The sequence below is a fragment of the Nonomuraea sp. H19 genome, from assembly GCF_052068215.1.
Classification (GTDB): domain Bacteria; phylum Actinomycetota; class Actinomycetes; order Streptosporangiales; family Streptosporangiaceae; genus Nonomuraea.
The window spans coordinates 1-24,507 of the sequence record NZ_JBQHCV010000061.1 but is presented as its reverse complement, the minus strand read 5'-3'; the positions used below and the strand labels follow the sequence as shown (position 1 = coordinate 24,507).

Genomic DNA, 24,507 nt, shown 5'->3' with positions numbered 1-24,507 from the left:
TGGACCAAGACCGCCGAAGAGATCCTCGAATCCCTCGCTAAATATTGCCGACGAATTTCAGGCGCATGACACTAGCCCTTGACCTTCCAGCGCACTGGAAGGTCTACCGTCCAGACACAGCAAGGAACCAGGTGTGGAAGAGGTGTCCACCATGAACCAGTCCGAGACGACGCGCGTCACGGTGCTGACCGTGCCCGACTGCCCGAACGCCCCGCTCGTCCGCGAGCGGATCACCGAGGCCCTCCAAGGCCGGGCTGTGCCGGTGGAATGGATCGAGGCGCATGACGCGGACGAGGCCATCCGGCAGGGAATGACAGGCTCGCCCACCCTCCTGCTGGACGGCGTCGACCCGTTCGCCCACGACGGCGCTGTACCCAGCCTGTCCTGCAGGCTCTACCGCCACGCCGATGGCACCGCAGACGGTGCCCCTACCGTCGCCGACCTGTGCCGCATCCTGACAGCGAGCGGCTCGTCCGAGACCACCAGTTTGGGGTGAGGGCCGACTCATTCTTGACCTCGGCACCCTGGCTCCACTGCACCCGCTCGCGCAACGTCCGCGCGAACTCCTCGGCCCGCGCCAGCTGGACGCGTGCGTCTTCCACGGCGGCCGGTCAGGAGCAGGTGAATCCGTCCCGAAGGCGCCGGTCGGCGAGCGGGGTGACGCGCCGCTGCCTCTCTCCTCAGGGCTTCGTGACCGGTGCAGCACGTGCGTGCCAGCACCTGCCAAGCTCAGAAGGACGGGTCGCGGGAACCCCATCGTGGAAGTGCCATACTGCCGCCACCGGCGAGCGGGTTCCCATACGTACGCATCCAGGATTCTCGGAACCCGCGCGCCTTCGCATGCGGTAGACGCAAGCCGCCGTCCCTTGATGGCGAAGGCCATGAGGGCGCCCCTGGGTGATAGATGCGGAGCGGAAGCCGCCATTGCTGAAGCCTTTGAGTAATCGTACGCTCACAATGAGCTTTCGGCTGATGGCAGGAGATCACATGGGTGGTAAGCACGGCGGCGGCCCGAAGAAGGACGAACCTCTCAAGCCCGGAAAGCCTCACCCGGACGGCCGAGCCGGTGGAGGCAGGCACGGCGGTGGCAGAGGCAATGCCGGCGGCAACAACGGCGGCGACCCCAAGAAATGATCGACATCGCGAAGCGGACCGAGGCCCTGATCGGCGAGATCAGCGTCATCGTTTCGTGCGATGCGCGCGTCCGTGCCGCCTTCCGCGCCATCCCCCGCCACGAGTTCATCCCGCCGATCGGTCTGGCCTGCAGCGGCGCCGACGCCCGCCTCATCGACCGCGACGCCGATCCCGCCGCCTGGTGGGATGCGGTCTACAGCGACACCAGCATCGTCACCCAGCTCGACGACGGGGTCACCGACCTCGCCACCGGGTCGGGCGACTACACCTCCTCGGCATCCGCGCCCAGCACCGTGGCGAGCCTGCTGCACTTGCTCGACGTCGAGCCTGGCCACCACGTCCTGGAGATCGGCACCGGCACCGGCTGGACCGCCGCGTTGCTGCTGCACCTGGCCGGTGAGCACGGCAGCGTCACCTCCCTGGAAGTCGACCCGCACGTCGCACGCCAGGCCGCCAAGAACCTGAGCGACGTCGGCGCCAACCCGCTCCTGCTCGTCCAGGACGGTGCGGCCGGATGCCCGCAAGGAGCGCCGTACGATCGGGTGCATGTCGCCTGCGGCATTCGCCAGGTGCCGTACGCCTGGATCCAGCAGACCCGGCCCGGCGCGATCATCGTGCTGCCGTTCTGCCCGGGCTTCGGCGTCGGCCACGAGCTGCGGCTGATCGTCACGCCGGACGGCACGGCGTACGGCCGCTTCCCGGGTTTCGCCGACTACATGATGATGCGGTCTCAACGCGACCCCGAAGACCAGCCGGCGCAAGGGCCCGAGGACAAGCACTACCTCACCACCCGTATCGACCCGCGCACGATCGCCTTCGCCCCGGCCGGGGCGCATCTGACCATCGCCGCGCTGACCGGACTGACCTCCGAAGGCGCCGCCGATCGCGACGAGGACGGGGAGCTGTATCGGCTATGGGTGTCCGATCCCGCGGACCCCCATGCGTGGGCGACGGTGAAGTGGCGCCCGGACACCGTGGAATACGACGTCTACCAGGTCGGCGCCCGGCCCCTGTGGGATGAGGTGACCGACGCCTTCTTCCGGTGGGTGAGCTGGGGCTCACCCGGCCGCGACCGGTTCGGGATGACGGTCACACCCCATGGGCAGCGGATCTGGCTGGATTCCCCCGCACGCCACCTGTGACAGTGGCTCAGCGTCGAGCCCGGGATTCTTGTTGGACGACGACGTCACAGCGCCCGCCAGCCTCGTACGACGCTGTGCAGGTAGATCGCAGCCTCCTCATGCGCGCCGATCGGAAAACGGGGTGCCTCGGCACGTCCCATCGGCCGCACCAGGTACACGCGCTCTGCCCCGTCGCCGACGATCTCCACTCGTGCTCGCAACGCGCCATCCCCGCCGCGAATCTCCAGTACGGCGGGCTTGCGGTCGATGTAGCGAGGTGCCGCATTCTTCATGTCGAGGCGGATCACGTTGATCACAACGGCGGAGACGTTCAGGGACAGAAGCGCGCGACGGAGTACGCCGAGTAGAGCTGCATTTTGCTCAATTTGGCCCGCTGCTGTGGTGCTGCTGATAGTGCCACCTCACATGTACCTTTGCGGGGTTTGCTTAGAAATACGAAGAAAATGTGAGGGCAGTTCAATTTAGGCCCGGAGGCGGAGGTCGTTCGGGCGGCCACCAGTGCCGAGGCATGGGAGCGGCAAGCCGTTCAGAGGCGCCAGGTGATCTCGTCCCCCGGCCGGTAGCGGCAGGTGGATCCCGTGGAGACGGATAGGCGCAGGTGGGCGGCGAGCTCAGGGTGGGCGTGGTCGAGTTTGCGGAGCACGTCCCGGATCCGGGCCGTGACCGTCTTGCGGGCACGCTCCGCCTCGTCGCCCAGGCGGCGTGTGCGTCCGCCGAGCCCCGCCGCTGCCCGCAGCTCCTCCAGCAGCGCCGCCCGCTCCCGGTCGAACTCGGCCGCCCGCCGGTCGTCGCCGAGCTCCACGGCCCGGTCGATCTCCTCGTCCAGCCGGGCCAGGCGGCGCCGGTAGCGGCTCTTGGCCTCCTCGTCGAGCACCTCGTCGCCACCCATCCGGCGGGCCGCCACCACCAGCTCGCCGCCTTCCGGGTCGAGCAGGCGTACGGCGGGCACGTCCTGGCCGGGGAGGCTGAGCAAGGTGTGCAGATCGCGCAGGCCTTTGGCGTCGGGCATGTGTACGGACCGGCCCGCGAACGTCAGCGACCAGACCGCCCCGTCTCGCCGGAACTCACCAGCGCTCCTGACGTCCCGCCCGGTGCCGTGCGCTCCTACCAGCTCCCCGGCTGAGTCGGCGCCGATCGGCCAGTTGTCTCCCGGCAGCACCAGCGCGTTGCCCTGGTCGGAGGCGCTCGGCAGCTCGGGCCGCGGCGGGGCGGCCGGTACGGGACGCGTCGGTCGTACGGACTCCAGCACCTGACGCATGCCCAGCTCGGCCGCCTCCCGCCGGACGCCCTCCAGGAGCTCCTCCGCCGCCTCCGCGTCACCGGGCCGGGCGCGGGCGAACAGCGCCTCGGCCAAGCCGGCCCGGGCCAGCACGGACCACGGTCGTGCCCGCATCCGGTCGGCTGAGCGATAGGCGGCGCTGAAGCCGTTCACGGCCTCCTCCCACCGGGCCTCCGCCGCGTCCACCATGGCCAGCCACAAGTCGTACGGGCCGCTGACGTCCCAGCCCAGCAGCGCCACCGCCCACTGCCCCCGATGCGGCGCCAGCCCGGCCCGAGCCGCGGCACACTGCTCCGGGTCCTGGGTGGCCGCCGCCAGCTCGGCCTGGAAACGCAGCCACAGCGGCTGCGACATGCGGTCGCGCGGCTCTCCGTCGGCCCGGCGGCGCAGCGCGAGGTCGAGGTCGCCGCCCTGCAGCGCCGTCAGCGCCTCCAGCACCCCGGCGCACGGGTGCTGGGTGCCCCTGAGCTCGTCGAGCACCTTCTCCTGATCCGCCACCTTGCCCTGCAGCCACAGCAGCGCCCAGCGGTGGTGCTTGAGCATGAACTCGAAGTGCCCGTGCCGGCCGTCCAGCCGGATCTGCGGGAGCAGGGACTCCGCCTCGGCGAAGCGCCCGGCGAGAGCTGCGACGATGCTCTCGTCGATCGCCGCGGTCATGACGAAATGCGGCTGCTCGGTGCGCCGGCCCTTGGCGACGTATTCGTGGAACTGATCGAGGTAGCGGGGGTCGCCCTGCTCGATCAGGGCCACCCAGCGCAGCGCCCTGGCGAAGTGCTCCAGCTCAGGGTCGGAGGTCCGCCGCGCCAGCTCGATCAGCTCGCCCGTCAGCGACATCCGCTCCCTCGCCGTGCCCGGCCCCCAGATGATGTCGTGGTGTGCCCACAGGCTGAACGCCAGCGCGTCGTCGTCGCCTCCCCGCCTGGCCATTCTGGCGAGGTGGACGACCAGGTCGAGGGCCAGCCGCTCGTCCGGCACCGGGTGGCCGGCCAGCCTGGCGTGGGCGTCACGCAGCTCCTCCAGCGCCTTGGCCGGGCCGTAGTGGGAGTAGAGGATCAGCGCGGCACGGGCGGGCAGCTCGGGGTCGTCGAGATCGCGGGCAATGGCGGCGGCCTCCTTGAACAGCCGTAGCGCCTCGTCGCCGGCACCGCAGTGATGCAGCTCCTTGCCCAGCTCCAGGGCCACCATCGCGTGCGTGCGCGGCCCGGCGGCGGCGCTCAGGTCGTAGGCCCGGCGCAGGTGGCTCAGCTGCTCCTCGTTCGCCATGCGGCCCCGCGCGTCCCGGGCCGCCGCGAGCAGGAGGTCGCTCGCCCGGCCCGGGTCGACGCGATCGCCGGCCAGGTAGGCGTGCCGCGCCAGGTCGCCTGGGCGGATCTTGCCCGCGAGGTCCGGCGCGCGTTCCAGGGCGGTGACGACCGCGGCGTGCAGGTCGCGCGGGTCGTCCAGGGAGTCGTAGAGGGTCTCGCGCACCAGGTCGTGCGCGAAGGCGAACACGCCGCCGCCCTGGGTCGTCACCAGCCTGGCGACCACGGCCAGCTCCAGCAGCCGGTCCACGTGCGCGACCGGGGCGGCGATGGCGGCGGCGAGCACCTGCCGATGGAACTCGCGCCCCAGCACGGCCGCGGCGGGCAGCAACTCGGCCACCGGCCGCGGCAGCAGGGACAGCCGGCGCAGCAGCGCGTCACGCACGCCAGGCGCGACGGCGCCGGCCGAGCCGCCGCTGCGCCACAACCTGGCGGTCTGCTCGACGAAGAACGGGTTGCCGCCGGTGCGCAGGTGGACTTCGGCGACCAGATCGGGCGGCGGCTCGCGATCGGCGGTGCGCGCCATGAGCGCCGCCACGCCCTCCTGGTCGAGTCCGGTGAGCGTGATGGTGGTCGCCCTGGCGACCAGCGGGGCCAGCAGGTCGCGCAGCGGGTGGTCGACCGGCTCGACCTCGGCGTCGCGGTAGGTGCCGACGAACAGCAGCCGCTCGAACCAGGTCTGCTGGGCTGCGAACTCCAGCAGCCGCAGTGAGGCCGGGTCGGCCACGTGCAGGTCGTCGATGACCATCACCACGGGGCGGTGTTGCGACAGCGCGACCAGGGCGGAGGTGACGGCGTCGTAGAGCCGGAAGGTGCCGAGAGCCTGAGCGCTCTGACCGTCGATGATCGACGGCTGTCTGCCCTGGGCGTCGCCGGGCGGTGGCGGGCCGCTGCGCGTCTCGCCGAGGAGGGCGGTGAGGCTGTCACCCGCCGCTTCCTCGGCCGCCGCCCACTCCTCGCGCCCTGCGCCGCGGCGCAGGGCGCGGAAGACCTGAGTCCACGGCCAGTAACCGGGCGCGCTGCCGGAGTCCCAGCACGCGCCGCCCACCACCAGCGCGCCCTGCTGCCTGGCCTCCCTGGCCGCGCTGGTGACCAGCGTGGTCTTGCCGATGCCCGCCTCGCCGGTGACCAGCACCAGGCCGCCGTGGCTGCCGATCAGCCGGGCGATCTCGGCACGCAGCAGCGCGGCCGGGTGCTCCCTGCCGATGAGGTCGTGCGTCGCGACGTCGTTAGGCATGACGCTTGCACGTTATCCGCCGGGACCGACGAATTGGCTACCAGGCCACCTCGAGGGACGTCAGGCCGTACACCACGAAGAAGGAGCGGAACTGCGGCTCGGTGTCGGTGAGGCGCAACCCCGGGAAGCGCTGGAGCAGCGCGGGGAAGGCGATCCGCAGCTCCATGCGGGCGAGCGGGGCACCCAGGCAGTGGTGTACGCCGTGCCCGAACGCGACGTGCCCGGGCGTGCCGCGGACCAGATCCAGCGAGTCCGCGTCGGACAGCAGCGCCGGGTCGCGGTTGGCCGCGGGCAGGGCACAGATCAGCAGGTCGCCGGGCTCGATGGTACGGCCGCCGAGCTCGACCCGGGTGGTGGCGACCTTGGTGGTGCCGGAGTGGACGATGCTCAGCCAGCGCAGCAGCTCCTCCACCGCGCCGTCGATCCGCTCGGGCTCCTTCTTGAGGAGCTCGAGCTGCTCGGGATGGCGCAGCAAGGCGAGCGTGCCCAGGGCGAGCATGTTGGAGGTGGTCTCGTGCCCGGCGAACAGCAGCAGGCTGCCGATGCCGATGAGCTCGTCGGTCGTCAGGTCGTCGCCGTGCTCGCGTACGAGCATGCCGAGCAGGTCCTCGCCCGGGTCCGCCTGGATGTGCCGGACCAGGTCCTCCATGTACATGCGCGCCTCGAACTGGAGCATCATCCGCTCCTCGGCCGGCACGCTCATGTCCAGCATCCTGCTGGTGCGGTGCTGGAAGCCCGCGCGGTCGGCGTACGGGACCCCGAGCAGCTCGCAGATCACGAGCGAGGGGATCGGCAGCGCGAACGACGACACCAGGTCGGCCGGGGACCCGGCGGCCTCCATCGCGTCCAGGTGGTCGTCGATGATGCGCTTGATCCGCGGCTCCAGCCGCCGCATCCGGCGGATGGTGAACTCCGGGGTGAGCATGCGCCGCAGCCGCGTGTGCTCGGGCGGGTCGACGCCGAGGAGGTTGCCCGCGTTGAGCTTGGCGAGCTGCTCCTCGGTCATCTCCGGCGCTCCGGGCAGCCTGGCCAGGGTCTGCGGGGCGATCTTGAAACGCTCGGCGTCGCCCAGCACCTCCCGCACGTCCGCGTATCGGGTCACGAGCCAGGCGTCCGCGCCGAACACGGTTTTGACGAGCTTGACCCCTTCCTCGTCACGCGCCGCTCCCAGCTCCGGAGCCGGGTCGAACCCCACCCGCCGCATGTGCAGCGGCATCACCGAGGACTCGGTCATGGGACTCCCCTTGAAGATCGTTGTTGTGGCGTCCACCGTAACAACGCAGGAGGGTCTCCTCTAGTGCGATCTTCAATCAACAAGAGGCTCGGGCCCACTCCGCTCTACCCCGAAGAGGCCATCAACGGTCCCTACTTCCGGTTGTACAGCCGCATGGTGAGCGTCCCGAACACCGCGATGAGCACCACCGCGGACACCAGCACCCAAGTGACCTCACCCGTGTCCGGAGTGCCCGCCATCATCGACCGTACGGCGCTCACCAGGTGGGTGATCGGGCTCGCGTTCACGAACACCTGCAGCCACCCCGGCATGGTGGCCGGATCGACGTAGACGTTGCTCAGGAAGGTCAGCGGCATCAGCACCAGCATGCTGACCCCCATCACGGACTTCTCGCTGCGCAGCAGCAGTCCGAACATGGTCCACAACCAGGAGAACGCGAACGAGAACGCCAGCAGCAGCAGGATCCCGCCGGCCACCCCGCCGAGCCCGCCCTGCGGACGGAAGCCCAGGACCAGCCCGACGAGCAGGATGACGATCGAGGCCATGGTGTACCGCAGCAGGTCGCCCAGCAGGTAGCCGACCATGGTCGCGGGACGCCAGATCGGCAGCGTGCGGAAGCGGTCGAAGACACCCTTCTCGATGTCCTTGTTGACCTCCACACCGGTGTACATGGTGATCATCACGACGCTCGTCACCATGATGCCCGGCAGCAGGAACTGCAGGTACTCGGTGGGCGACCCGGCCAGCGCGCCGCCGAACAGGTACGTGAACATCAGCGTCATCATCAGCGGGAACGCGGTCACGTCGAAGAGCTGCTCGGGCACGTGCTTGATCTTCAACATCGCCCGCCAGCCGAACGTGACCGACGCCGACCACGCGCTCGGCCGCGGCGGTTTCACCCCCGGCGCCAGGACCGTGCCGAGGCTCTCGGCCGCGGGTGCGTACGTGGTGCCGCTCTCGGTGGTCGTGCTCATGCTGCCGTCTCCTCGGTGGCGCGGTGATCGGTGAGGGCCAGGAAGACCTCGTCCAGGCTGGGCTGGCCGAGGGAGAAGTCGTCGACGACGATGCCGGCGTCGGCCAGCCGCCCGAGGGCGCGCGAGGCCTGCGCCGCCTCGTTGCCGCTGCCGGTGATGCGGGCGGTCAGGGCGACCGGGTCCGCCTCCAGGTAGACGGGTGCGTCCAGCGTCTCGGCCAGCAGGCGCTCGGCGTCGGGCCGGGCGGCCGGGTCACGCAGCCGTACGTGGACCGAGCCCGCGCCGACGGACGACTTCAGCTCGCCGGGCGTGCCCTCGGCGATGACCCTGCCGTGGTCGATGACCGCGATGCGGCTCGCCAGCCGGTCGGCCTCCTCCAGGTACTGGGTGGTGAGTAGCACGGTCGTGCCGTGGGCGACGACGATGCGGACGATGTCCCAGACGTTGTTGCGGCTACGCGGGTCGAGACCGGTGGTCGGCTCGTCCAGGAACAGCAGGTCGGGCGTGTTGAGGATGCTGGCCGCGATGTCGATCCGCCGCCGCATGCCGCCCGAGTACGTCTTCACCTGCCGCCCCGCGGCCTCCGTCAGCCCGAACGCCTCCAGCAGCTGCGCCGCCCGCTCCCTGGCGGCGGGCTTGCGGTGGCCGAGCAGGCGGCCCAGCAGGATCAGGTTCTCGCTGCCGGTCATCTCCTCGTCCACGGAGGCGTACTGGCCGGTCAGGCTCACCCGGCTGCGTACGGCGTCCGCCTCCCGCACCACGTCGTGCCCGAACACGGTCGCCTGGCCGCCGTCCGGCCGCAGCAGCGTGGCCAGCATCCGCACCGCGGTCGTCTTGCCCGCGCCGTTGGGGCCGAGCACGCCGTACACGGCGCCGGTCGGCACCTTGAGGTCGAGGCCGTCGACGGCACGGGTGTCGCCGAAGGTCTTGACCAGTCCTGACGTTTCGATGGCTAGATCGCCCATGGTGTTCCTCTCACGAGACGTACGGGTGCGCGTCGCGGGCCGCGCGTAGTGCCCGCCCCCACCAGGAGAGCTGGTCGAGCAGGGCGCCGATCGCGCGCAGGCGGTGGTCGGTGTCGCGGGGCCGCCCGCATTCGTCGATCTCGTCACCGAGCAGGTCGAACCCCACCCAGCCGGGCATGGTCACGGCGTGCAGGGCGCAGAAGACCGTACGGAGCTGCTCGACCGCGTGGAGCCCGGCAGAGCCCGAGCCGTAGGCCACGAACCCGACCGGCTTGGCCCGCCACTCGTCGTAGGCGAAGTCGATCGCCTGCTTGAGCGAGGCGGGGAAGCTGCGGTTGTACTCGGGGGTGACCACGACGAACGCCTGCGCGCCGCCGATCGCCGCGGCGAAGCGCCGCATGTCCGGCGTCGCCTCATCCGGATAGCGGCCAGGGAAGGCGTAGCCGGCCAGGTCGAGCACCTCCACGGCGAGGTCGTCGCGGCGGCCTGCCCGCTCGGCGAACCACTGCCCGACCGTGTCGCAGACGCGGCCGACCCGGGTGCTGCCGACGATGACCGCCACCCGCAACGCGCCGTACGCCATGGCGTGCCCCCCTTCCTCACCTCCAAGGCGCGAGAAAGCCCGCTAGATCGGATCTAGCGGGCTTTCTGGGTGTGAGCCCCGCCGGGACCGGCCATGGGGAGGGGACCTTGGGTCGGTGCTCGGCGGGGTGGCTTACGGAATCGCCGGCCGGCTGCTACTTGCCGTCGTGGCGGCGGTCGTCGCGCTGGTCGCGGCCGCCGACCACGGTGAAGGAGTCGGTGGCGACCTTGTTGCCGACCTTGACGGTCACGGTCTTGTTGCCGGACTTGGCATTGGACGGCACGGTCAGGGTCTTGGTGGCGCGGCCTCCGGAGAGGGCGACGCGGTAACTCTTGCCCTCGGGGCTCGTGATCGTGGCCGTGCCCGAGGAGACGCCCTTGGCGACGATCGTCACGCCGTAGGAGCCGCCGGCGCGCACATGGCTCGGGTCAACGGACACCGTGAGCGAGACCCTCTTACGCGCGTCGTCCTTGCGGTCGATCTCCTTCTCCCGCACGATCTTGGTCTCGGTGGGGTGCGAACGCGCCGGCTGCGGGGTCTTGAGCACCGTCGGCTTCCCGGTCGCGAGGCTGGCGGTGGACTCCGGCGCGGGGGCGGCGGCGAAGGCCGCGCCGGAGAGCGGCAGGGCCATCAGGGCGGCGGCGGTGAGGGCCACGGTGAGGGGCTTGGCGAAGCGCACTGGTCGTGGATCCAATCCGGGATGAACCTGGCCGAACACCTGCGTTCAGCTCCCGAAGGTCATCCCCACGCCGAAGACTCTGCTCGCCGAATCTAAGAGCAGCATGTCACGATCTTTTGGATTGGATGAGTGCGGACAAGCCCCTGACCTGGGGTCAGTGACCTGCACCACTGGATTTCTCTTACGTGATTCTCAGTCTTTCGCCGGGTGCTTTCTCAGGATCCGGGCGCGCGCCCCGGCTGAAGCTCTCACGCCGGAGCGGTGCTGGAGCGGACGACGAGGGTCGTGGCCAGCTCCGTCCGCGCCGGCGGGTCACCGGAGAGCAGCGCGGACAGGGCGGCGGCGCCCAGCTCGGGCCACGGCTGGCGGACCGTCGTCAGCGCGGGCGTGGCGTTCGCCGCCGCCCATGAGTCGTCGTAGCCGACGACGCTCACGTCGTCGGGCACGCGCAGGCCGCGCTCGCCGAGTGCCTGGCAGACCCCGACGGCCATCGGGTCCGAGCAGGCGAAGACGGCGGTCGGCGGCTCGGGGAGCGCGGCCAGCAGCTCGCGCGTCGCCCGCAGGGCGCCCTCGCTCTGGAAGTAGCCGCACCCCTCCCACCGCGGATCGATCCGCAGCCCGGCCGCGGCCATGGCGTCGCGGTAGCCGGCCAGCCGCTCGGCGGCGCACGGCACCCCGGGGCGGCCTGTGACGATGGCGACGCGCTCGTGCCCCAGGCCGATGAGGTGCTCGATGGCGGTTCTGGCGCCGGCCCGGTTGGCCGAGACGACGACGGGAACGCCGCGCGGGGGCTTGCGCCGCGGGTCCACGATCACCGCGGGGATCCCGTGGTCGGCCAGCCACGCCCGCTGCGTGGCGGTCGGCGGCGTGCGCACCAGCAGCACGCCGGCGCTGTCGCGGGCGCTGAGCCGGTCCAGCCAGGCGGGCGGCGGCTGGCCGTTCTTGGTCCGGGCGACCACGGCCGAGACCACCAGGTCCACGCCCATCCGCCAGGCCGCCTCTTCCACGCCGCCGAGGATCGCCAGCGCGTACACCGAGTCCAGCCGCTGCAGCATGACGTCGACCAGGCTGCCCCGCGCGGGCTTGATCCGCTGCCGGGGATAGCCGCGCCGTTCCAGGACCTCGCCGACCAGGCGGCGGGTGTGGGCGGAGACGTCGGACCTGCCGTTCAGCGTTTTGGAAACGGTTGCAACCGACACGCCCGCCTCGCGGGCGATGACTGCCAGCTTCGGCAGCGGCTGGGGCGGGTCCTCGGCCGTCATGTCTTCACTTTCCTCCGCATCGCCCGCATAAGGCCAGGCCAAAGCAGCGAAAATTTCGAGATTTCGGCGTTTGCGCTGATGGAGGGACCGGGCGCGGTCTGTGCCATTGACGTTACGTACGTGCTGACGCAGGGTTTCCTGCAACCGATTGCAAGCCCCCGGCGCCCCCGCGAAGGAGTCAAGACACGTGGCCGTCGCCCCCCATCCAAGACCACGGCGAGCAGGGGCGCTCACACCCTATGTGCTGATCGCCCCATCGGTGATCGCGATGCTCGGGTTCCTCGTCTACCCGATGGGCAGCGTGGTCTATTACAGCCTCCAGCGCTACAACGTGACCAAGCCCTGGGACAACGGCTTCGCCGGGCTGGACAACTTCCGGACGCTGCTGTTCGAGGATCCGATCTTCTGGCAGAGCCTCGGTTTCAGCCTCAAATGGGTGGTCGTCGAGGTCACGCTGCAGTTCCTGCTCGGGCTCGCGCTCGCGCTGATCGTCAATGAGAGCTTCGTCGGCCGCGCGCTGTCGCGGGCGCTGGTCTTCTCGCCGTGGGCGGTCTCCGGCGTGCTCACCACCGCCATCTGGGTCCTGCTCTACAACCCCTTCACCGGCATGTCGCGCTACCTGGCCGACATGGGCCTGATGGAGTATGGGGCCGCGCCGCTGGCCAACCCCGGCACCGTGTTCTGGGCCGCGGTGCTGGCCGAGCTGTGGCGCGGGGTGCCGTTCTTCGCCATCCTGCTCCTGGCCGACCTGCAGTCGGTGTCGAAGGACCTGTACGAGGCCGCCGCCGTGGACGGCGCGAGCCGCATGCGCAGGTTCCGCCACATCACCCTGCCACATCTGAGGGACGCGATCATCCTGTCCACACTGCTGCGCTCGGTCTGGGAGTTCAACAACGTCGATCTGCTCTACACGCTGACCGGCGGCGGCCCCGCCCACCAGACCACCACGCTCCCGCTGTACGTGGCCTCGCTGGCCGCCCAGTCCCACGACTTCGGCTACGCCACCGCGCTGACCACGGTCGCCTTCCTGATCCTGACCTTCTTCTCCATCGCCTACCTGCGCCTGAGCAAGTTCGGAGCCAAGTCATGACGGCGCGGGGCAGCCGGGTGTCGCGGTGGCAGATCTACGTCCCGCTGGCGCTGTACCTGCTGTTCACGCTGGTGCCGTTCTACTGGATGCTGGTCTTCGCGTTCCGGCCGAGGGGCTCCATGTCGATGCTCCCGTGGCCGATCACGTTCGAGCATTTCGACACGGTCTGGAATGGGATGGGGTTCGCCGTCTTCTTCCAGAACAGCCTGCTCGTCGGCCTCGCTTCCTTGGTCGCCACCACGGTCGTCGCCCTGGCCGGCGGGTACGCCCTGGCCCGCTACGCCTTCCGCGGCCGGGCCGCGTTCATGGTCGGCATGCTGTGCACGCAGTTCATCCCCGGCGCCCTGATGATCATCCCGCTGTTCGAGATCTTCCGGACGCTGTCGCTGACCAACTCGCTGTGGAGCCTCGTCATCGCGGAGACGGTCTTCCAGCTCCCGCTCTCCCTGATCCTCATCAGCGGCTTCATCAGGAACATCCCGCAGGAGCTGGAGCAGGCGGCCTGGGTGGACGGCTGCTCGCGGCTGCGTGGCTTCCTGGCCATCGTGCTGCCGCTGCTGCGCCCCGCGCTGGTGGCGGTCGGCTCGTTCGCCTTCATCCACAGCTGGAACAACTTCCTTTTCGCCCTCATGTTCATCAACGATCAGGAGAAATTCACCGTGCCCGTGGGCCTGGCCTACAACCTCGGCGAGAACAGCGTCGACTTCGGCGCACTCGCCGCCGGCGGCGTGGTCGCCGCACTGCCCGTCGTGATCGTCTTCGCCTTCATCCAGCGCTACCTCGTCCAGGGGCTGTCCGCCGGGGCGGTGAAGGGATGACCGCCACCTACCGCAACCCCGTGCTCAACGCCGACTGGTCCGACCCCGACGTCATCCGCGTGGGGAAGGACTTCTACCTGACGGCCTCCACCTTCACCAAGGTGCCGGGGCTGCCGATCCTGCACTCGCGCGACCTGGTCAACTGGACGATCATCGGGCATGCCGTGACCAGCGGCTACGACGACGTACGACCCGGCTGCGGGGTGTGGGCGCCGGCGCTGCGCCACCACGACGGCCGGTTCTGGATCTTCTACGGCGACCCCGACGTGGGGATCTACGTGGTGAGCGCCGAGGATCCCCGGGGGCCGTGGACCCAACCGCACGTGATCAAGGAGGGCCTGGGCCTCATCGACCCGTGCCCGCTGTGGGACGACGACGGGCAGGCGTACCTGGTGCACGCCTGGGCGAAGAGCCGCGCCGGCGTGAAGAACCGGCTCACGCTGCACCGCATGTCGCCGGACGCGGGGAAGGTGCTCGACGAGGGCACCCTGATCATCGACGCCGACCTGCTGCCGGGCTACAGCACGCTGGAGGGTCCCAAGCTGTACAAGCGCGACGGCGCGTACTGGATCTTCGCGCCGGCGGGCGGTGTGGAGCAGGGCTGGCAGTCGGTGTTCCGGGCGGAATCGATCTTCGGCCCGTACGAGGACCGCATCGTGCTGGAGCAGGGCAGCACCGACGTCAACGGCCCGCACCAGGGCGGCTGGGTGGACACCCCGTCGGGCGAGCACTGGTTCATGCACTTCCAGGACCGCGGCCCCTACGGCAGGTTCGTGCACCTGCAGCCCATGACGTGGAACGACGGCTGGCCGGTCATGGGCGCGGACGGCGAGCCGGTGTCCGGCGGCCGCGTGCCGGTTCCCGGCGGCACGCCGAGCGCGCCCGCGACCTCCGACGACTTCGCCGGACCCGAGCTGGGGCTGCAGTGGAGCTGGCAGGCCAATCCCGGCCCGTCCGCGTGGGAGCTGCGCGACGGGAGGCTGCGCCTGGCCTGCGTGCCGGGACCGGAGGACCTCAGGCAGCGTCCTGACGTGCTCGGGCAGCGGCTGCCCGGCGATCCCTGCGCCGTCACCACCACGTTCACCCTCGACGGCGAGGGCCGGGCGGGCCTGGTCGTGCTCGGCGACACCTACGCCTACGTCGGGCTGGAGAGCACCCCGGACGGGCCGGTCCTCGTGTGCGGGGACGCCACGCCCGTGCCCGTCGAAAGCGCTCCCGTCACCGTCGGCGCGCGCGTCGGCGACGGCGCGCTCGTCACGTTCCTGGCCGACACCGGGGCGGGCCTGCGCGAGGTGGGCACGCCCTTCCAGGCCACGCAGGGCCGGTGGGTCGGCGCCGTCATCGGCCTGTTCGCCGCGGGCGACGGGACCGGTCAGGCGATCTTCGACGCGTTCACTGTGGACATCGAGAAGAGGTAGAGGGCTATGACACGACGTCTGCCGGCCGCCGCGGCCGTGGCGCTCCTGGCCGCGGCCGTGCTGGCCGGATGCGGCTCCGACGCGGGCTCCGGCGGCAAGACCGAGATCACCTTCTGGGACACCAACGCCGGGCCCGCCCGCACGCCGATCTGGCAGCACGCGATCGCCGAGTTCGAGAAGGCCAACCCCGGGATCGACGTCAACTACGTGGGCATCCCGATCGCGCAGGCCCCGCAGAAGATCGACACGGCGATCGCCGGCGGCGGCACGCCCGACGTGGCCGACATCGCGACCTCCGGGCTGGGCAACCTCGTCGCCCAGAAGGCCCTCGAACCGGTGGACACGCGCATCGCCGCCAACCCGGCGCTGAACGGCAAGTTCAACCCGGCGCTTATGACGACCGTCAAGAACGTCGTGCCGGACGGCAAGGCGTACATCATCCCGATCTCCACGAACGCGGGCGCGTTCTGGTACCGCAAGGACTGGTTCACGGAGGCTGGGCTGGAGCCGCCGAAGACGTGGCAGGAGTTCTTTACCGTTGTGGAGAAGCTGACCAAGCCCGGAGAGAACCGGTTCGGCTTCACCATCCGCGGCGGGTCGGGCTCCATCGCCCAGATGCTGGAGGCGGTGTACGGCCAGTCCGGGGTCACGGAGTTCTTCGACGCCGCGGGCAAGGCCACGATCAACGATCCGCGCAACGTGACGGCGCTGGAGAAGTACGCCGGGCTCTACAAGAAGAACACGCCCGAGGGCGACCTGCAGAACGACTACGTCAAGATGGTCGCCCAGTTCGACACCGCCGGCAGCATCGCCATCATGCAGCACAACCTGGGCTCCTACCAGGACCACATCAAGGCGCTCGGCCCGGACAAGGTGGCCTCCGTCTCCGTGCCCAAGTCCGACTCCGGCGTCCAGGCGGTGCTGTCCAACCCGGTCAGCGGCGTCGGCGTGTTCTCGGCGAGCGAGAACAAGGAGGCCGCGTTCAAGCTCGCCGAGTTCTTCGCCGCCAAGGACATGGCCGGCTACATCGCCGAGAAGAGCGGCGTCATCCCGGCCAACACCGACGTGCCGCCCAGCCAGGCCGAGCACATCAAGGAGGCGCAGCGGGTGATGAACGACCCGGCGACGAAGGTCATCCAGATGCCCTACCACCTGCCGGAGTTCAATGAGATCACCAAGACGTGGGCGGAGCCGCTGTTCCAGAAGGTGCTGCTCGGCCAGCTGAGCGCCAAGGACTTCCTGGAGCAGTTCGCCGCCCGGCTCACCGAGGCGCAGGTCGCGTACAAGAAGCGGCACGGCTGAACCCGGCAAAAGTAGCTTTACCCCGTCCACCGCCCAGTCTCTCAGTAATCATGCCAACACACATAGTTACCATGTGTCAGTTCGTGCATGAATGCATCGTGCGGGCCCCTCACCCGGCCGCCCGCACGTTCGCAAAACCAGGGGGCTGGAATGACCGATGAGATCCGGGCAGACCGGACAGAGACCGCCGAGGTAGGCACTGCGGCCGAGGAGCCGTTGCTGCACGCCCAGGACGACCCGGTGGCCGCCGCGGCGGTGGATCTGGCCGTCGAGACCGAACTGCTGGAGGAGGACCACCTCGCCACCCGCGCGGCCGTCGAGGCGGAGTGGCTGGCGGCCAAGCGGGAGAGCGAGCGGCAGATCGCCGCCCTCGACGCCAAGGACGCCGATCGCGTCCGCAAGCTCCAGGCCGAGCTGCGGGCACTGGACGCCGACGTCTGGCCGGTCTCCCGGTGGTGGGGGTTCGAGATCCACCTCAACGAGACCGCCGCGGTGCAGGCAGCCGAGATCTCGGTGCTGATCGGCGAGATCACCGGCGTCGTGCTGGGCGCCTGGCTGACGCCGATCGTCGAGGGGTCGGCCAAGAACAACGCCCGCTGGATCGGTCAGATCGCCCGGCCGTACGGGGTCAAGCTGGTCTCGCCGTGGACCGCGCCCGCCACGCTGGCCCCCGCCCGCTTGGCCGCGTCCGCGAACGCGGCCAAGCTGCGCTGGACGGTCCACGAGCCGGGCGAGGGATGGAGCGAGGACCAGCGGTTCGTGTTCTCGGGCTCAGGCCCGGCCGTCGCGGAGTACAAGGACCGCCTGTACCTCGCCCACCGCGGCGACGCCGACGATGCCGGCCTGTGGTGGACGGTCTACGACGTGGAGGAGGGCTGGAGCGCGGGCCAGAGGTTCCCCGGCCACGTCAGCGACGCCGGCCCGGCTCTGGCGGCGTACGACGGGCAGCTTTACTGCGTGCACCGGGGCAGCGGGGACGACAGCCTGTTCTGGACCCGGTGGGACGGCGCGGATTGGACGCCGGACGCCAAGCTGCCCGGCCACGTCAGTGCGAGCAGCCCGGCGCTGGCCGCCTACGACGGGCAGCTTTACTGCGTGCACCGGGGCAGCGGCGACGACAACCTGTGGTGGACCCGGTGGGACGGCGCCAATTGGAGCCCTGACCAGCGCTTCCCGAACCACACCACCCGCTCCAACCCGGCGCTCGCGGTGTTCCGTGGCCACCTTTACTGCGTGCACCGGGGCGGCGGCCAGGACACCTCGCTGTGGTGGACCCGCTGGGACGGCACGAACTGGAGCGCCGACCAGCGGCTGCCCGGCCACTTCGCCGCGGAGGGCCCGGCCCTGGCCGTCTACCGGGACCGGCTCTACTGCGTCCACCGCGGCGCGTCGGACCAGAGCCTGTGGTGCACCACCTTCGACGGCTCCAACTGGAGCGACAACGAGCGGCTGCCCGCGCACCACAGCGCCGAGGCTCCCGCCGCGATCGCCTTCCGCGACCGGAACGCCGCCCGCGACCAGCTCCTGATCGTGCACCGGGGATAGCCGCTGAGGCGACGAGTGCCGGCTCGGCCGCGCGAGCCGGCACTCTCTCGCTCACCAGCCGGCCAGTTGCCTGACGAACCACTCCGCGAGGGCCTTGGAGACGCCGCCATGCGGGTGGTTGCCGGTGTCGCAGCAGAACGCGTCCAGGAACGTCTCGTCCTTGGGCAGCCGGCGCAGGTCGGCGTACAGGTCGGACTGCCACTGGAGCGGGTCCCTGGCCAGCGCGATCGCGCTGATGGACGGGACGAAGCAGCCGGCGCGGAAGCGGTCCTCGATCGGGATCCCCATCGCGTCGGCGACCATGCCGAACGTGTCCAGCGTGCCGCCCGGCGCCCCGTCGAACGCGGCCACGTACGAGGTCGCGCTGGTCCACACCGGCTCGCCGAAGCCGATCGCGCCGATGTTCCGCAGCTCGCCCAGCTCCGGCTGGATGCGGGCGACGAGCTGCAGCGGCCCTTTGCCCAGGTCGAGGACCGGCGTGCCGGGCGGCAGGTCGGGCCCGCGGCCGTCGCCGGTCCCGTTGGCCAGGCCCAGTTTGTACGGGCGCATCGGGAACCAGCCGACCTTGCGCAGATCGTGCAGGAAGTCCCTGCGCAGCGGGCTGGCGGTGACCAGGCCGGAGTGGCAGGCACTCTCGACCCAGCCCCACAGGAGCTGCTGCGCGGCGGGGCTGCGGATCAGCTCGGCCTGCCCGGCCCCGTCGCGCCGGGGATGGAGCGATTCGTGGAGGTAGGCCAGCTGCTGCAACACCAGCGGGATCCAGGCGCCGAGGTGCGGGGTGTCGTAGGAGAAGTATTTGACGGTCTGGTGGTCGACGCGCTCGCTCTCCATGCGGGCGAGGGCGTACCGGGTGATCAGGCCGCCCAGGCTGACCCCGCCGACGACCAGCGGGCAGGCGCCGCGCCGCGCCGCCAAGGCGCGCAGCACGCAGGCGACCGCGACGGCGGCGTTGGCCTGGATGTACGTCTGCCGCTGGTCGAAGCCGAGCAGCACGACGTCGATGCCCATCGTCCGGAGCTGGTCCAGGAGGCCGGGGACGCCCGTGTCGTAGGGGGCGTTGCCGCGCCGCCAGAACGCGTCCAGGTCGCTCGGCCCGTAGCCGAATCCGTCAGCGAAGATCAGCGGCCTGACCAGCGTGGAGTGTCCCTGCGCCAGGTAGACGTTGGCCCGGCCGGTGGCGAGGTGACCCAGATGCGGCTTGTCGCCCACCAGCTCCCACCGGTCGTCCGGGGTGGCCGCCTCGCCCTCGCGGACCGGCGGGGTCGCGAACCACACCCGCTGCTCGCCGAACGCGCTCGCGATCCGCTGGACCTGCTCCTGCGTCAGGTTGCTCGCGACCGTCCGCGATTTGATCTCGACGTCGATCGTCGGTTCCTGCGCCATGCGCGATCCCTCCCTTTCTGTCACTCAGAGTAATCGAGAGGGTGTGATGGGTGGCGGCGACGCGCGTACTCCGGCGCGGGCGGATCGCAGCGCTCGCCGGCGTACGTTTGCGGGCAGACGCGGGGGTAGTGGCGCGGTGAGTCGCACGAGGGGGAACACTTCGCGTCCCTCGCGTCATGAAGATCGAAGGCTGACGGCATCGAGCGAGGCCGGGGCTTCGGGGGAAGCGCATGGCAAGCACGCAGGCGTTCTGGATCGACGCCGCGCACGAAGGCACGCAGGCCCGGTACGGAGAGCAACTGCGCAGGTGGCGGCATGCGTTCGCGGCCGGTGAGGGGGAACCTGCCGCGAACGGCGTCACACTGGACCCGCTGCACTTCGCGCTGAGCGCATGGGAGGTGGCCACCCGGCCGGTGGCCGAATCGCCGTACGTATTGAGCCATCCGCGGGTGCTGGACGCGACCTGTCACCGTCCGGAGGAGGCGCCGGGCCCGCTCGCCGTGGTCGAGCTCGCCGCCCCGGCCCCGGTCCGGCTCCCCGAGGGATGGTCGGGCTGGCAGCGGCAGGACGGGGACGGGCCGGCGTACGTGACGCCGCCGTACGAGCGGCGGACCGCGCTGAGCACTCTTGAGCTGCGCGTGCCGCTGGCAGCGGACGGGCTGCCGACGCCCACCCGGGCGCGGGCGGAAGGGCTGCCCAACCTCGACGACGCCCAGGCCTCGCTCGAAGCGCTCGTGGCAGAGCTCAACGCCGCGGTCACACCCTTCCTGCGCGAGCTGGACGGCCTCGGAAGGTGAAGGCGATGAACAGGCGAAACAGCGACGATTCCGATGATGAGTTCTTCGCTCCCGTGCTGCGCGAGCCGCCGCCTCCCGAGGAGGTCAGCCGCTCCGGAGTGGTGAGCGAGACCGGCGTGCCGGACGTGGCCGGCGGCGGCAAGGGGGAGTGGGCACAGTCGCCGCAGCCGTCGAACGCGCTCAGCGTGCGCCTGCTGGCGGTCGGGCTCACGCTGCTCGCCGGGGTGCTCCTGGCCGTGCTGGCGCTGCTGGCCGGACGGCCGCTGCTGGCGATCCCGCCCGCCGCCGTGGCGCTGGCGGCGGCCACGTACCTGGTGGTGTTCGGCGTGCGCCGGTCGCGCTCGAACGGCGGCCCGCCGACGTTCGGGTGAATGCCGGTTTCACCTCCGCGACCTGGGTAAACGCCCTGCTTGGAGGCGCTCCCGCCGGGGGCGCCCGCGAAAACCAGCGAGGAGCCACACATGAAGCAGCACCAGCCAGGAGCCGTGACGTCGCTCATCGACCGCGAATGCGTACGCCGGCTGCTGACCTCCGAAGACCCCGACGCCACGCTGGTCTTCGTCCGGGGCGACTGCGTCGTCCTGCCCGGCGCCGAGGTGGACGACGCCCACAAGGGGCTCGTCATCGCGCGTCGTGAGGACCTCGTGGCGCGGGTTCCCGAGAGCGGCCTGACCGACCAGCTCCTCGACAACCTGGCACATCGGCTGGACAACATCGTCAGAGACCTGGGCGCCTGAGCGGGCAAGGCTCCGGAGGGGGAGTTCGTGGTATGGCGATCGCCAGCCTTTGCTAACTGCCAGGAGACTCTACCTAAAGTACCTGTCTGATTACTTTCGGTAGCGAAGCCTTCACCCTCCAGACCTCGCGAGGACATATGCCCACGGAGCCGACGGAAACGCGGTTGAGCCTGGACACCCGCGCCGCACGCAACCTGGCCGCCACCACCAAGACCCGGCCGCAGATGCAGGCCATCAGCTCCCGCTGGCTGCTGCGCATGCTGCCCTGGGTCGACGTGCGCGGCGGCACGTACCGGGTGAACCGCAGGCTGACCCACAAGGTCGGGCGCGGGCGCGTGAGCGTGGCGCAGAGCGGGGCCGACGATGTGCGGATCATCCCCGAGACGCTCACGGAGCTGCCCGCGCTGCGCGGCTTCCCCGGCCGTGACGTGCTGGCGGCCATCGCCGCGACGTTCACGCCGCGCGAGGTCCGGGCCGGCGAGGTGATCGTCGAGGCCGGCGCCCCGGTCACCGAGCTGTACGTCATCGCCCACGGCCGTCTCGAACGGCTGTCCCCCGGCAAGTACGGGACCACGGGGTCCCTCGGCGTCATCGCGGACGGTGACCAGTTCGGCGACGACGCGTTCGCGCGGCAGGACGCCCGATGGCCGTACACGATCAAGGCCGCCACCGCCGGGACGATCCTGGTGTCGCCGTGGGCGGAGCTCCGGCGGATCGAGCAAGGGGCTCCCGCCCTGCGCGAGCACGTCGAGCGGTATCTGGAGAGCACCCGCAGGCCGGTCAACAGGCGCGGCGAGGCGGCGGTGGACATCGCGTCCGGGCACGTGGGGGAGCCGGCGATCAACGGCACGTTCGTGGACTACGACCTCGAGCCACGCGAATACGGCCTCAGCGTCTCCCAGACCATCCTGCGCGTTCACACGCGCGTGGCCGACCTCTACAACGAGCCCATGAACCAGCTCGAGCAGCAGCTGCGCCTGACCATCGAGGAGATCCGCGAGCAACAGGAGTGGGAGCTGCTCAACAACCGCGAGTTCGGGCTGCTGCACAACGCGGACTACGGCAGCCGGATCTACCCCCGGTCAGGCCCGCCCACCCCGGACGATCTGGACGACCTGATCAGCAGGCGCCGCAAGACCCGCATGCTGCTCGCCCATCCCCGAGCGATCGCGGCGTTCTCCAGGGAGTGCAACAAGCGCGGGCTGGTCCCGGGCAGCGCCGAGGTCAACGGCCACGAGGTCCTGGCCTGGCGTGGCATCCCGATCTTCCCCTGCGGCAAGATCCCGGTCACGAAGGAGCACACCAGCTCCATCGTGGCCCTCCGCACGGGCGAGGACGACCAAGGGGTCGTCGGCCTCTACCAGACCGGCATCCCCGAGGAGCACAAGCCGGGGCTGAACGTCCGGTTCGTGGGCATCAACGCCCAGGCCGTGATGTCGTACCTGGTCAGCGCCTACTACTCGGTGGCGATCCTGGTCCCCGACGCGATCGGGATCCTGGAGGACGTCGACGTGACGGCACCCTAGGCCCCGCATACACGGCCCGGCGCTACTTCTTCTCCTCCATGGTGATGGTCACGGTGTCCTCCTTGCCGTCCCGCAGGTAGGTGACCACGACCTGCTGGCCGACCTTGAACCCGCGCACCTGGCCGACGACCGTGTCGCCGCCGTCCACCTGCACGTCGCCGATCTTGGTGATGAGATCGCCCTGCTGCAGCCCGGCCTTCTCCGCCGGGCTGCCCGCGGTCACCTGACGGACCAGCGCGCCGGGCGTGTCGCCCGTGGCGTCGGCGACGCTCACGCCGAGGTAGGCGTGGCTCACCTTGCCCTGGCTGATGAGCTGCTCGGACACCTGCTTGGCGGTGTTCACGGGGATCGCGAAGCCCAGGTTGACGCCCTGAGCGGACACCGCGCTGTTGATGCCGATCAGCTCGCCGGCCGCGTTCACGAGGGCGCCGCCGGAGTTGCCGGGGTTGATCGCCGCGTCGGTCTGGATCATGCCGCCGAGCGTGGTCGTATGGCTCTCGGTTTGCTGCTGGCTCCAGCCGGGCGGGAGCTGCTGGTCGTCCTGGCCGCTCCCGGCGGTGACCGTCCGGTCCAGCGCGCTGACGATGCCCGACGTCACCGTCCCGTCCAGGCCGAGCGGGCTGCCGACGGCGAGCACTTCGTCGCCGACCTTGAGCTGGTCGCTGTCCCCGAGCGTGACCTTGGCCAGCCCGCTCACGCCTTCGGCCCGGATGACGGCGAGGTCGGTCGCCGGGTCGGTGCCGACCACGCTCGCCTTGGCGGTCTTGCCGTCGCTGAACTTCACCGTCAGGCCGTTCTGCCCCGCCACGACGTGGTTGTTGGTGAGGATCAGGCCGTCCTCCGACAGCACGACGCCGGAGCCCTCGGCATTCTGCCCCTGGATCATCACGACCGACGGCTGCACCTTCTCCGCTACCTGGGCGATCGTGAGCTGGTCGGAAACCGTGCGGAAGACCGGGCTCACGCTGGTCGAAGGGGCGGTCGCGACCGGCTGGGCGGTGCCGCCGGCGAGGTAGGCACCTACGGCGCCGCCGCCGAGCGCCGTCGCGCCCAGGATCGTCACGGCCGCCAGCGCGAGGCCGGCGACCGCCTTCCTGGTGAACGCGAATCCCGGCCGCCGCGGCGGCGGGGGCGGCGGCAGCTGGGACGTCACCGGGCTGGGCCGCGTGAAGCCTCCAGGGGAGGGCGGGGTCTCACCGAACTGGCTCCAGCCGCCGGCGTTGTTCTCGCGAGGCTCGTTCGCGTCCATGTCATCTCCTAGCGTCCCGTTGACACAAGAGTGATCAATGGCGGGTAAGTCCTGCTTAAGCCTAAGATCCCGGCAACCCGCGCCCCCTGATGCCGGCCTTATCGCCGCTGGCAGCGCATGATCGCCGCGGCCGGTATTAAGGAGAAATTCATGCGCCCGCACGGGATCGGGGCCGGGCGTGGACGTTTCGGGCGCGTCAACGGCTCTTGCGGGGGCGCATGATGAGCGCGGCGACGTAGTACGTACAGGGTGTCGTGCCGGGGTTGGCGTAGGCGTGTTCGACGTCGGCGGCGAAGTAGAGGGAGTCGCCCGCGTCCAGATCGATGCTCCTGTCCCCGAGAGTCAGCCGGAGGCTGCCTGATTCGACGGCGATGTACTCGTGGGACCCGGCCGCGTAGGCCGGGAACCATCCCGCGTCGCAGTGCGGCGGCAGGGTGGTGCGGATCCATTCGAAGTTCACGCCGGGCACCACTGGGGTGAGGACGGCGCGGTGCCATCCGCCGGGCTCGTCGATGCTCTCCTGCTCGGCTGCGCGCCGCACGATGACGCGGCGGTCCTCGGGCTGTGCGACCAGCTCGGCGAGGGGCACGCCCAGTCCGTCGGCGATGCGGGCCAGCACGACGATGGTCGGGGCCTTGTGCCCGCGCTCGACCGAGGACAGCATGCTCACGCTCACGTCGGCCGCGTCGGCGAGCTGCTGGAGCGTCATGCCCCGGTCGTGCCGGAGCTGCTGGACGTGCCTGCCCAAGGCCGCTAGATCCACCGTTTCACTATAGAGAGAGCGCCATCCTGTTTCCGCAGGTAGATGAGGCTGGTGTGGTGGCGGTCGGATGTGAACGTCGTGGTAGCGGG

At 70.5% G+C, this 24,507-nt stretch carries 22 protein-coding genes; 11 read left to right on the top strand and 11 right to left on the bottom strand.

Features of this window, described 5'->3' with window-relative positions; genetic code table 11:
• Window positions 1–151: 151 nt before the first annotated feature.
• Together ACTMTI_RS54825 and ACTMTI_RS54820 are read left to right on the top strand one after the other, a co-directional pair.
• The gene (locus ACTMTI_RS54825; RefSeq protein ID WP_441129044.1) at window positions 152–496 is read left to right on the top strand and encodes a thioredoxin family protein; all 345 of its coding nucleotides are present in this window, start codon (window positions 152–154) and stop codon (window positions 494–496) included.
• 634 nt (window positions 497–1,130) lie between these two features.
• On the top strand, window positions 1,131–2,276 hold the full coding sequence (locus ACTMTI_RS54820; RefSeq protein WP_441129043.1) for a methyltransferase domain-containing protein: 1,146 nt from the start codon (window positions 1,131–1,133) through the stop codon (window positions 2,274–2,276).
• Window positions 2,277–2,320: 44 nt separating this feature from the next.
• Here ACTMTI_RS54820 and ACTMTI_RS54815 read toward each other — a convergent pair whose 3' ends face one another.
• The 8 genes from ACTMTI_RS54815 to ACTMTI_RS54780 form a co-directional block, all read right to left on the bottom strand.
• Window positions 2,321–2,572 (bottom strand): hypothetical protein, encoded by a 252-nt coding sequence (locus ACTMTI_RS54815; RefSeq protein WP_441129042.1) that lies wholly within the window; start codon window positions 2,570–2,572, stop codon window positions 2,321–2,323.
• 230 nt (window positions 2,573–2,802) lie between these two features.
• Window positions 2,803–6,093, bottom strand: a complete 3,291-nt coding sequence (locus tag ACTMTI_RS54810; RefSeq protein WP_441129041.1) for an ATP-binding protein — start codon at window positions 6,091–6,093, stop codon at window positions 2,803–2,805.
• 37 nt (window positions 6,094–6,130) lie between these two features.
• On the bottom strand, window positions 6,131–7,327 hold the full coding sequence (locus ACTMTI_RS54805) for a cytochrome P450 (protein WP_441129040.1): 1,197 nt from the start codon (window positions 7,325–7,327) through the stop codon (window positions 6,131–6,133).
• Window positions 7,328–7,458: 131 nt separating this feature from the next.
• Window positions 7,459–8,301 carry an ABC transporter permease gene (locus ACTMTI_RS54800; protein ID WP_441129039.1) on the bottom strand — a complete coding sequence of 281 codons (843 nt, stop codon included), beginning with the start codon at window positions 8,299–8,301 and terminating at the stop codon, window positions 7,459–7,461.
• Window positions 8,298–9,266: an ATP-binding cassette domain-containing protein gene (locus tag ACTMTI_RS54795; RefSeq protein ID WP_441129038.1), complete on the bottom strand. Its 969-nt coding sequence runs from the start codon at window positions 9,264–9,266 to the stop codon at window positions 8,298–8,300. Before ACTMTI_RS54795 ends, ACTMTI_RS54800 begins: the two co-directional genes overlap by 4 nt.
• Before the next feature lie 10 nt (window positions 9,267–9,276).
• Complete coding sequence (locus ACTMTI_RS54790; protein WP_441129037.1) at window positions 9,277–9,849, bottom strand: NADPH-dependent FMN reductase; 573 nt, start codon at window positions 9,847–9,849, stop codon at window positions 9,277–9,279.
• A 154-nt stretch (window positions 9,850–10,003) separates the two neighbouring features.
• Entirely contained in the window at window positions 10,004–10,528 is a 525-nt protein-coding gene (locus ACTMTI_RS54785; RefSeq protein WP_441129036.1) for a hypothetical protein, read from the bottom strand.
• 248 nt (window positions 10,529–10,776) lie between these two features.
• Window positions 10,777–11,790: a LacI family DNA-binding transcriptional regulator gene (locus tag ACTMTI_RS54780; protein ID WP_441129035.1), complete on the bottom strand. Its 1,014-nt coding sequence runs from the start codon at window positions 11,788–11,790 to the stop codon at window positions 10,777–10,779.
• A gap of 187 nt (window positions 11,791–11,977) precedes the next feature.
• On the opposite strand from ACTMTI_RS54780, the gene ACTMTI_RS54775 reads away from it, so the two are divergent.
• The 5 genes from ACTMTI_RS54775 to ACTMTI_RS54755 all read left to right on the top strand — a co-directional run bounded on the left by ACTMTI_RS54775 (window position 11,978) and on the right by ACTMTI_RS54755 (window position 17,963).
• Window positions 11,978–12,880, top strand: a complete 903-nt coding sequence (locus ACTMTI_RS54775; protein ID WP_441129034.1) for a carbohydrate ABC transporter permease — start codon at window positions 11,978–11,980, stop codon at window positions 12,878–12,880.
• On the top strand, window positions 12,877–13,698 hold the full coding sequence (locus tag ACTMTI_RS54770; RefSeq protein ID WP_441129033.1) for a carbohydrate ABC transporter permease: 822 nt from the start codon (window positions 12,877–12,879) through the stop codon (window positions 13,696–13,698). Before ACTMTI_RS54775 ends, ACTMTI_RS54770 begins: the two co-directional genes overlap by 4 nt.
• Window positions 13,695–15,116: a glycoside hydrolase family 43 protein gene (locus ACTMTI_RS54765; RefSeq protein WP_441129032.1), complete on the top strand. Its 1,422-nt coding sequence runs from the start codon at window positions 13,695–13,697 to the stop codon at window positions 15,114–15,116. Before ACTMTI_RS54770 ends, ACTMTI_RS54765 begins: the two co-directional genes overlap by 4 nt.
• Window positions 15,117–15,122: 6 nt before the next feature.
• On the top strand, window positions 15,123–16,418 hold the full coding sequence (locus ACTMTI_RS54760) for an ABC transporter substrate-binding protein (protein WP_441129031.1): 1,296 nt from the start codon (window positions 15,123–15,125) through the stop codon (window positions 16,416–16,418).
• A 150-nt stretch (window positions 16,419–16,568) separates the two neighbouring features.
• The gene (locus ACTMTI_RS54755; RefSeq protein WP_441129030.1) at window positions 16,569–17,963 is read left to right on the top strand and encodes a hypothetical protein; all 1,395 of its coding nucleotides are present in this window, start codon (window positions 16,569–16,571) and stop codon (window positions 17,961–17,963) included.
• 51 nt (window positions 17,964–18,014) lie between these two features.
• Here ACTMTI_RS54755 and ACTMTI_RS54750 read toward each other — a convergent pair whose 3' ends face one another.
• Complete coding sequence (locus ACTMTI_RS54750) at window positions 18,015–19,346, bottom strand: hypothetical protein (protein WP_441129029.1); 1,332 nt, start codon at window positions 19,344–19,346, stop codon at window positions 18,015–18,017.
• A gap of 230 nt (window positions 19,347–19,576) precedes the next feature.
• Here ACTMTI_RS54750 and ACTMTI_RS54745 point away from each other — a divergent pair, with 230 nt between their 5' ends.
• From ACTMTI_RS54745 to ACTMTI_RS54730, 4 genes are all read left to right on the top strand, one after another.
• Window positions 19,577–20,143 carry a hypothetical protein gene (locus ACTMTI_RS54745; protein ID WP_441129028.1) on the top strand — a complete coding sequence of 189 codons (567 nt, stop codon included), beginning with the start codon at window positions 19,577–19,579 and terminating at the stop codon, window positions 20,141–20,143.
• A gap of 5 nt (window positions 20,144–20,148) precedes the next feature.
• Window positions 20,149–20,514 (top strand): hypothetical protein, encoded by a 366-nt coding sequence (locus tag ACTMTI_RS54740; protein WP_441129027.1) that lies wholly within the window; start codon window positions 20,149–20,151, stop codon window positions 20,512–20,514.
• A 90-nt stretch (window positions 20,515–20,604) separates the two neighbouring features.
• Complete coding sequence (locus ACTMTI_RS54735) at window positions 20,605–20,880, top strand: hypothetical protein (RefSeq protein WP_441129026.1); 276 nt, start codon at window positions 20,605–20,607, stop codon at window positions 20,878–20,880.
• Window positions 20,881–21,017: 137 nt separating this feature from the next.
• A complete protein-coding gene (locus ACTMTI_RS54730) occupies window positions 21,018–22,406 on the top strand; it encodes a family 2B encapsulin nanocompartment shell protein (RefSeq protein WP_441129025.1) in 1,389 nt (462 codons plus the stop codon).
• Between the two features lie 22 nt (window positions 22,407–22,428).
• Here ACTMTI_RS54730 and ACTMTI_RS54725 read toward each other — a convergent pair whose 3' ends face one another.
• Both ACTMTI_RS54725 and ACTMTI_RS54720 read right to left on the bottom strand, forming a co-directional pair.
• The gene (locus ACTMTI_RS54725) at window positions 22,429–23,655 is read right to left on the bottom strand and encodes a S1C family serine protease (protein ID WP_441129024.1); all 1,227 of its coding nucleotides are present in this window, start codon (window positions 23,653–23,655) and stop codon (window positions 22,429–22,431) included.
• A 196-nt stretch (window positions 23,656–23,851) separates the two neighbouring features.
• On the bottom strand, window positions 23,852–24,418 hold the full coding sequence (locus ACTMTI_RS54720) for a helix-turn-helix domain-containing protein (RefSeq protein WP_441129023.1): 567 nt from the start codon (window positions 24,416–24,418) through the stop codon (window positions 23,852–23,854).
• Window positions 24,419–24,507 lie beyond the last annotated feature (89 nt).

Bases quoted from the DNA above. Each gene is read 5' to 3' on its own strand.
- ACTMTI_RS54810 (WP_441129041.1), bottom strand. From the start codon at position 6,093: ATGCCTAACGACGTCGCGACGCACGACCTCATCGGCAGGGAGCACCCG.
- ACTMTI_RS54745 (WP_441129028.1), top strand. From the start codon at position 19,577: ATGGCAAGCACGCAGGCGTTCTGGATCGACGCCGCGCACGAAGGCACG.
- ACTMTI_RS54740 (WP_441129027.1), top strand. From the start codon at position 20,149: ATGAACAGGCGAAACAGCGACGATTCCGATGATGAGTTCTTCGCTCCC.
- ACTMTI_RS54755 (WP_441129030.1), top strand. From the start codon at position 16,569: ATGACCGATGAGATCCGGGCAGACCGGACAGAGACCGCCGAGGTAGGC.
- ACTMTI_RS54795 (WP_441129038.1), bottom strand. From the start codon at position 9,266: ATGGGCGATCTAGCCATCGAAACGTCAGGACTGGTCAAGACCTTCGGC.
- ACTMTI_RS54780 (WP_441129035.1), bottom strand. From the start codon at position 11,790: ATGACGGCCGAGGACCCGCCCCAGCCGCTGCCGAAGCTGGCAGTCATC.
- ACTMTI_RS54760 (WP_441129031.1), top strand. From the start codon at position 15,123: ATGACACGACGTCTGCCGGCCGCCGCGGCCGTGGCGCTCCTGGCCGCG.
- ACTMTI_RS54800 (WP_441129039.1), bottom strand. From the start codon at position 8,301: ATGAGCACGACCACCGAGAGCGGCACCACGTACGCACCCGCGGCCGAG.
- ACTMTI_RS54790 (WP_441129037.1), bottom strand. From the start codon at position 9,849: ATGGCGTACGGCGCGTTGCGGGTGGCGGTCATCGTCGGCAGCACCCGG.
- ACTMTI_RS54820 (WP_441129043.1), top strand. From the start codon at position 1,131: ATGATCGACATCGCGAAGCGGACCGAGGCCCTGATCGGCGAGATCAGC.
- ACTMTI_RS54725 (WP_441129024.1), bottom strand. From the start codon at position 23,655: ATGGACGCGAACGAGCCTCGCGAGAACAACGCCGGCGGCTGGAGCCAG.
- ACTMTI_RS54750 (WP_441129029.1), bottom strand. From the start codon at position 19,346: ATGGCGCAGGAACCGACGATCGACGTCGAGATCAAATCGCGGACGGTC.
- ACTMTI_RS54735 (WP_441129026.1), top strand. From the start codon at position 20,605: ATGAAGCAGCACCAGCCAGGAGCCGTGACGTCGCTCATCGACCGCGAA.
- ACTMTI_RS54805 (WP_441129040.1), bottom strand. From the start codon at position 7,327: ATGACCGAGTCCTCGGTGATGCCGCTGCACATGCGGCGGGTGGGGTTC.
- ACTMTI_RS54825 (WP_441129044.1), top strand. From the start codon at position 152: ATGAACCAGTCCGAGACGACGCGCGTCACGGTGCTGACCGTGCCCGAC.
- ACTMTI_RS54770 (WP_441129033.1), top strand. From the start codon at position 12,877: ATGACGGCGCGGGGCAGCCGGGTGTCGCGGTGGCAGATCTACGTCCCG.
- ACTMTI_RS54730 (WP_441129025.1), top strand. From the start codon at position 21,018: ATGCCCACGGAGCCGACGGAAACGCGGTTGAGCCTGGACACCCGCGCC.
- ACTMTI_RS54765 (WP_441129032.1), top strand. From the start codon at position 13,695: ATGACCGCCACCTACCGCAACCCCGTGCTCAACGCCGACTGGTCCGAC.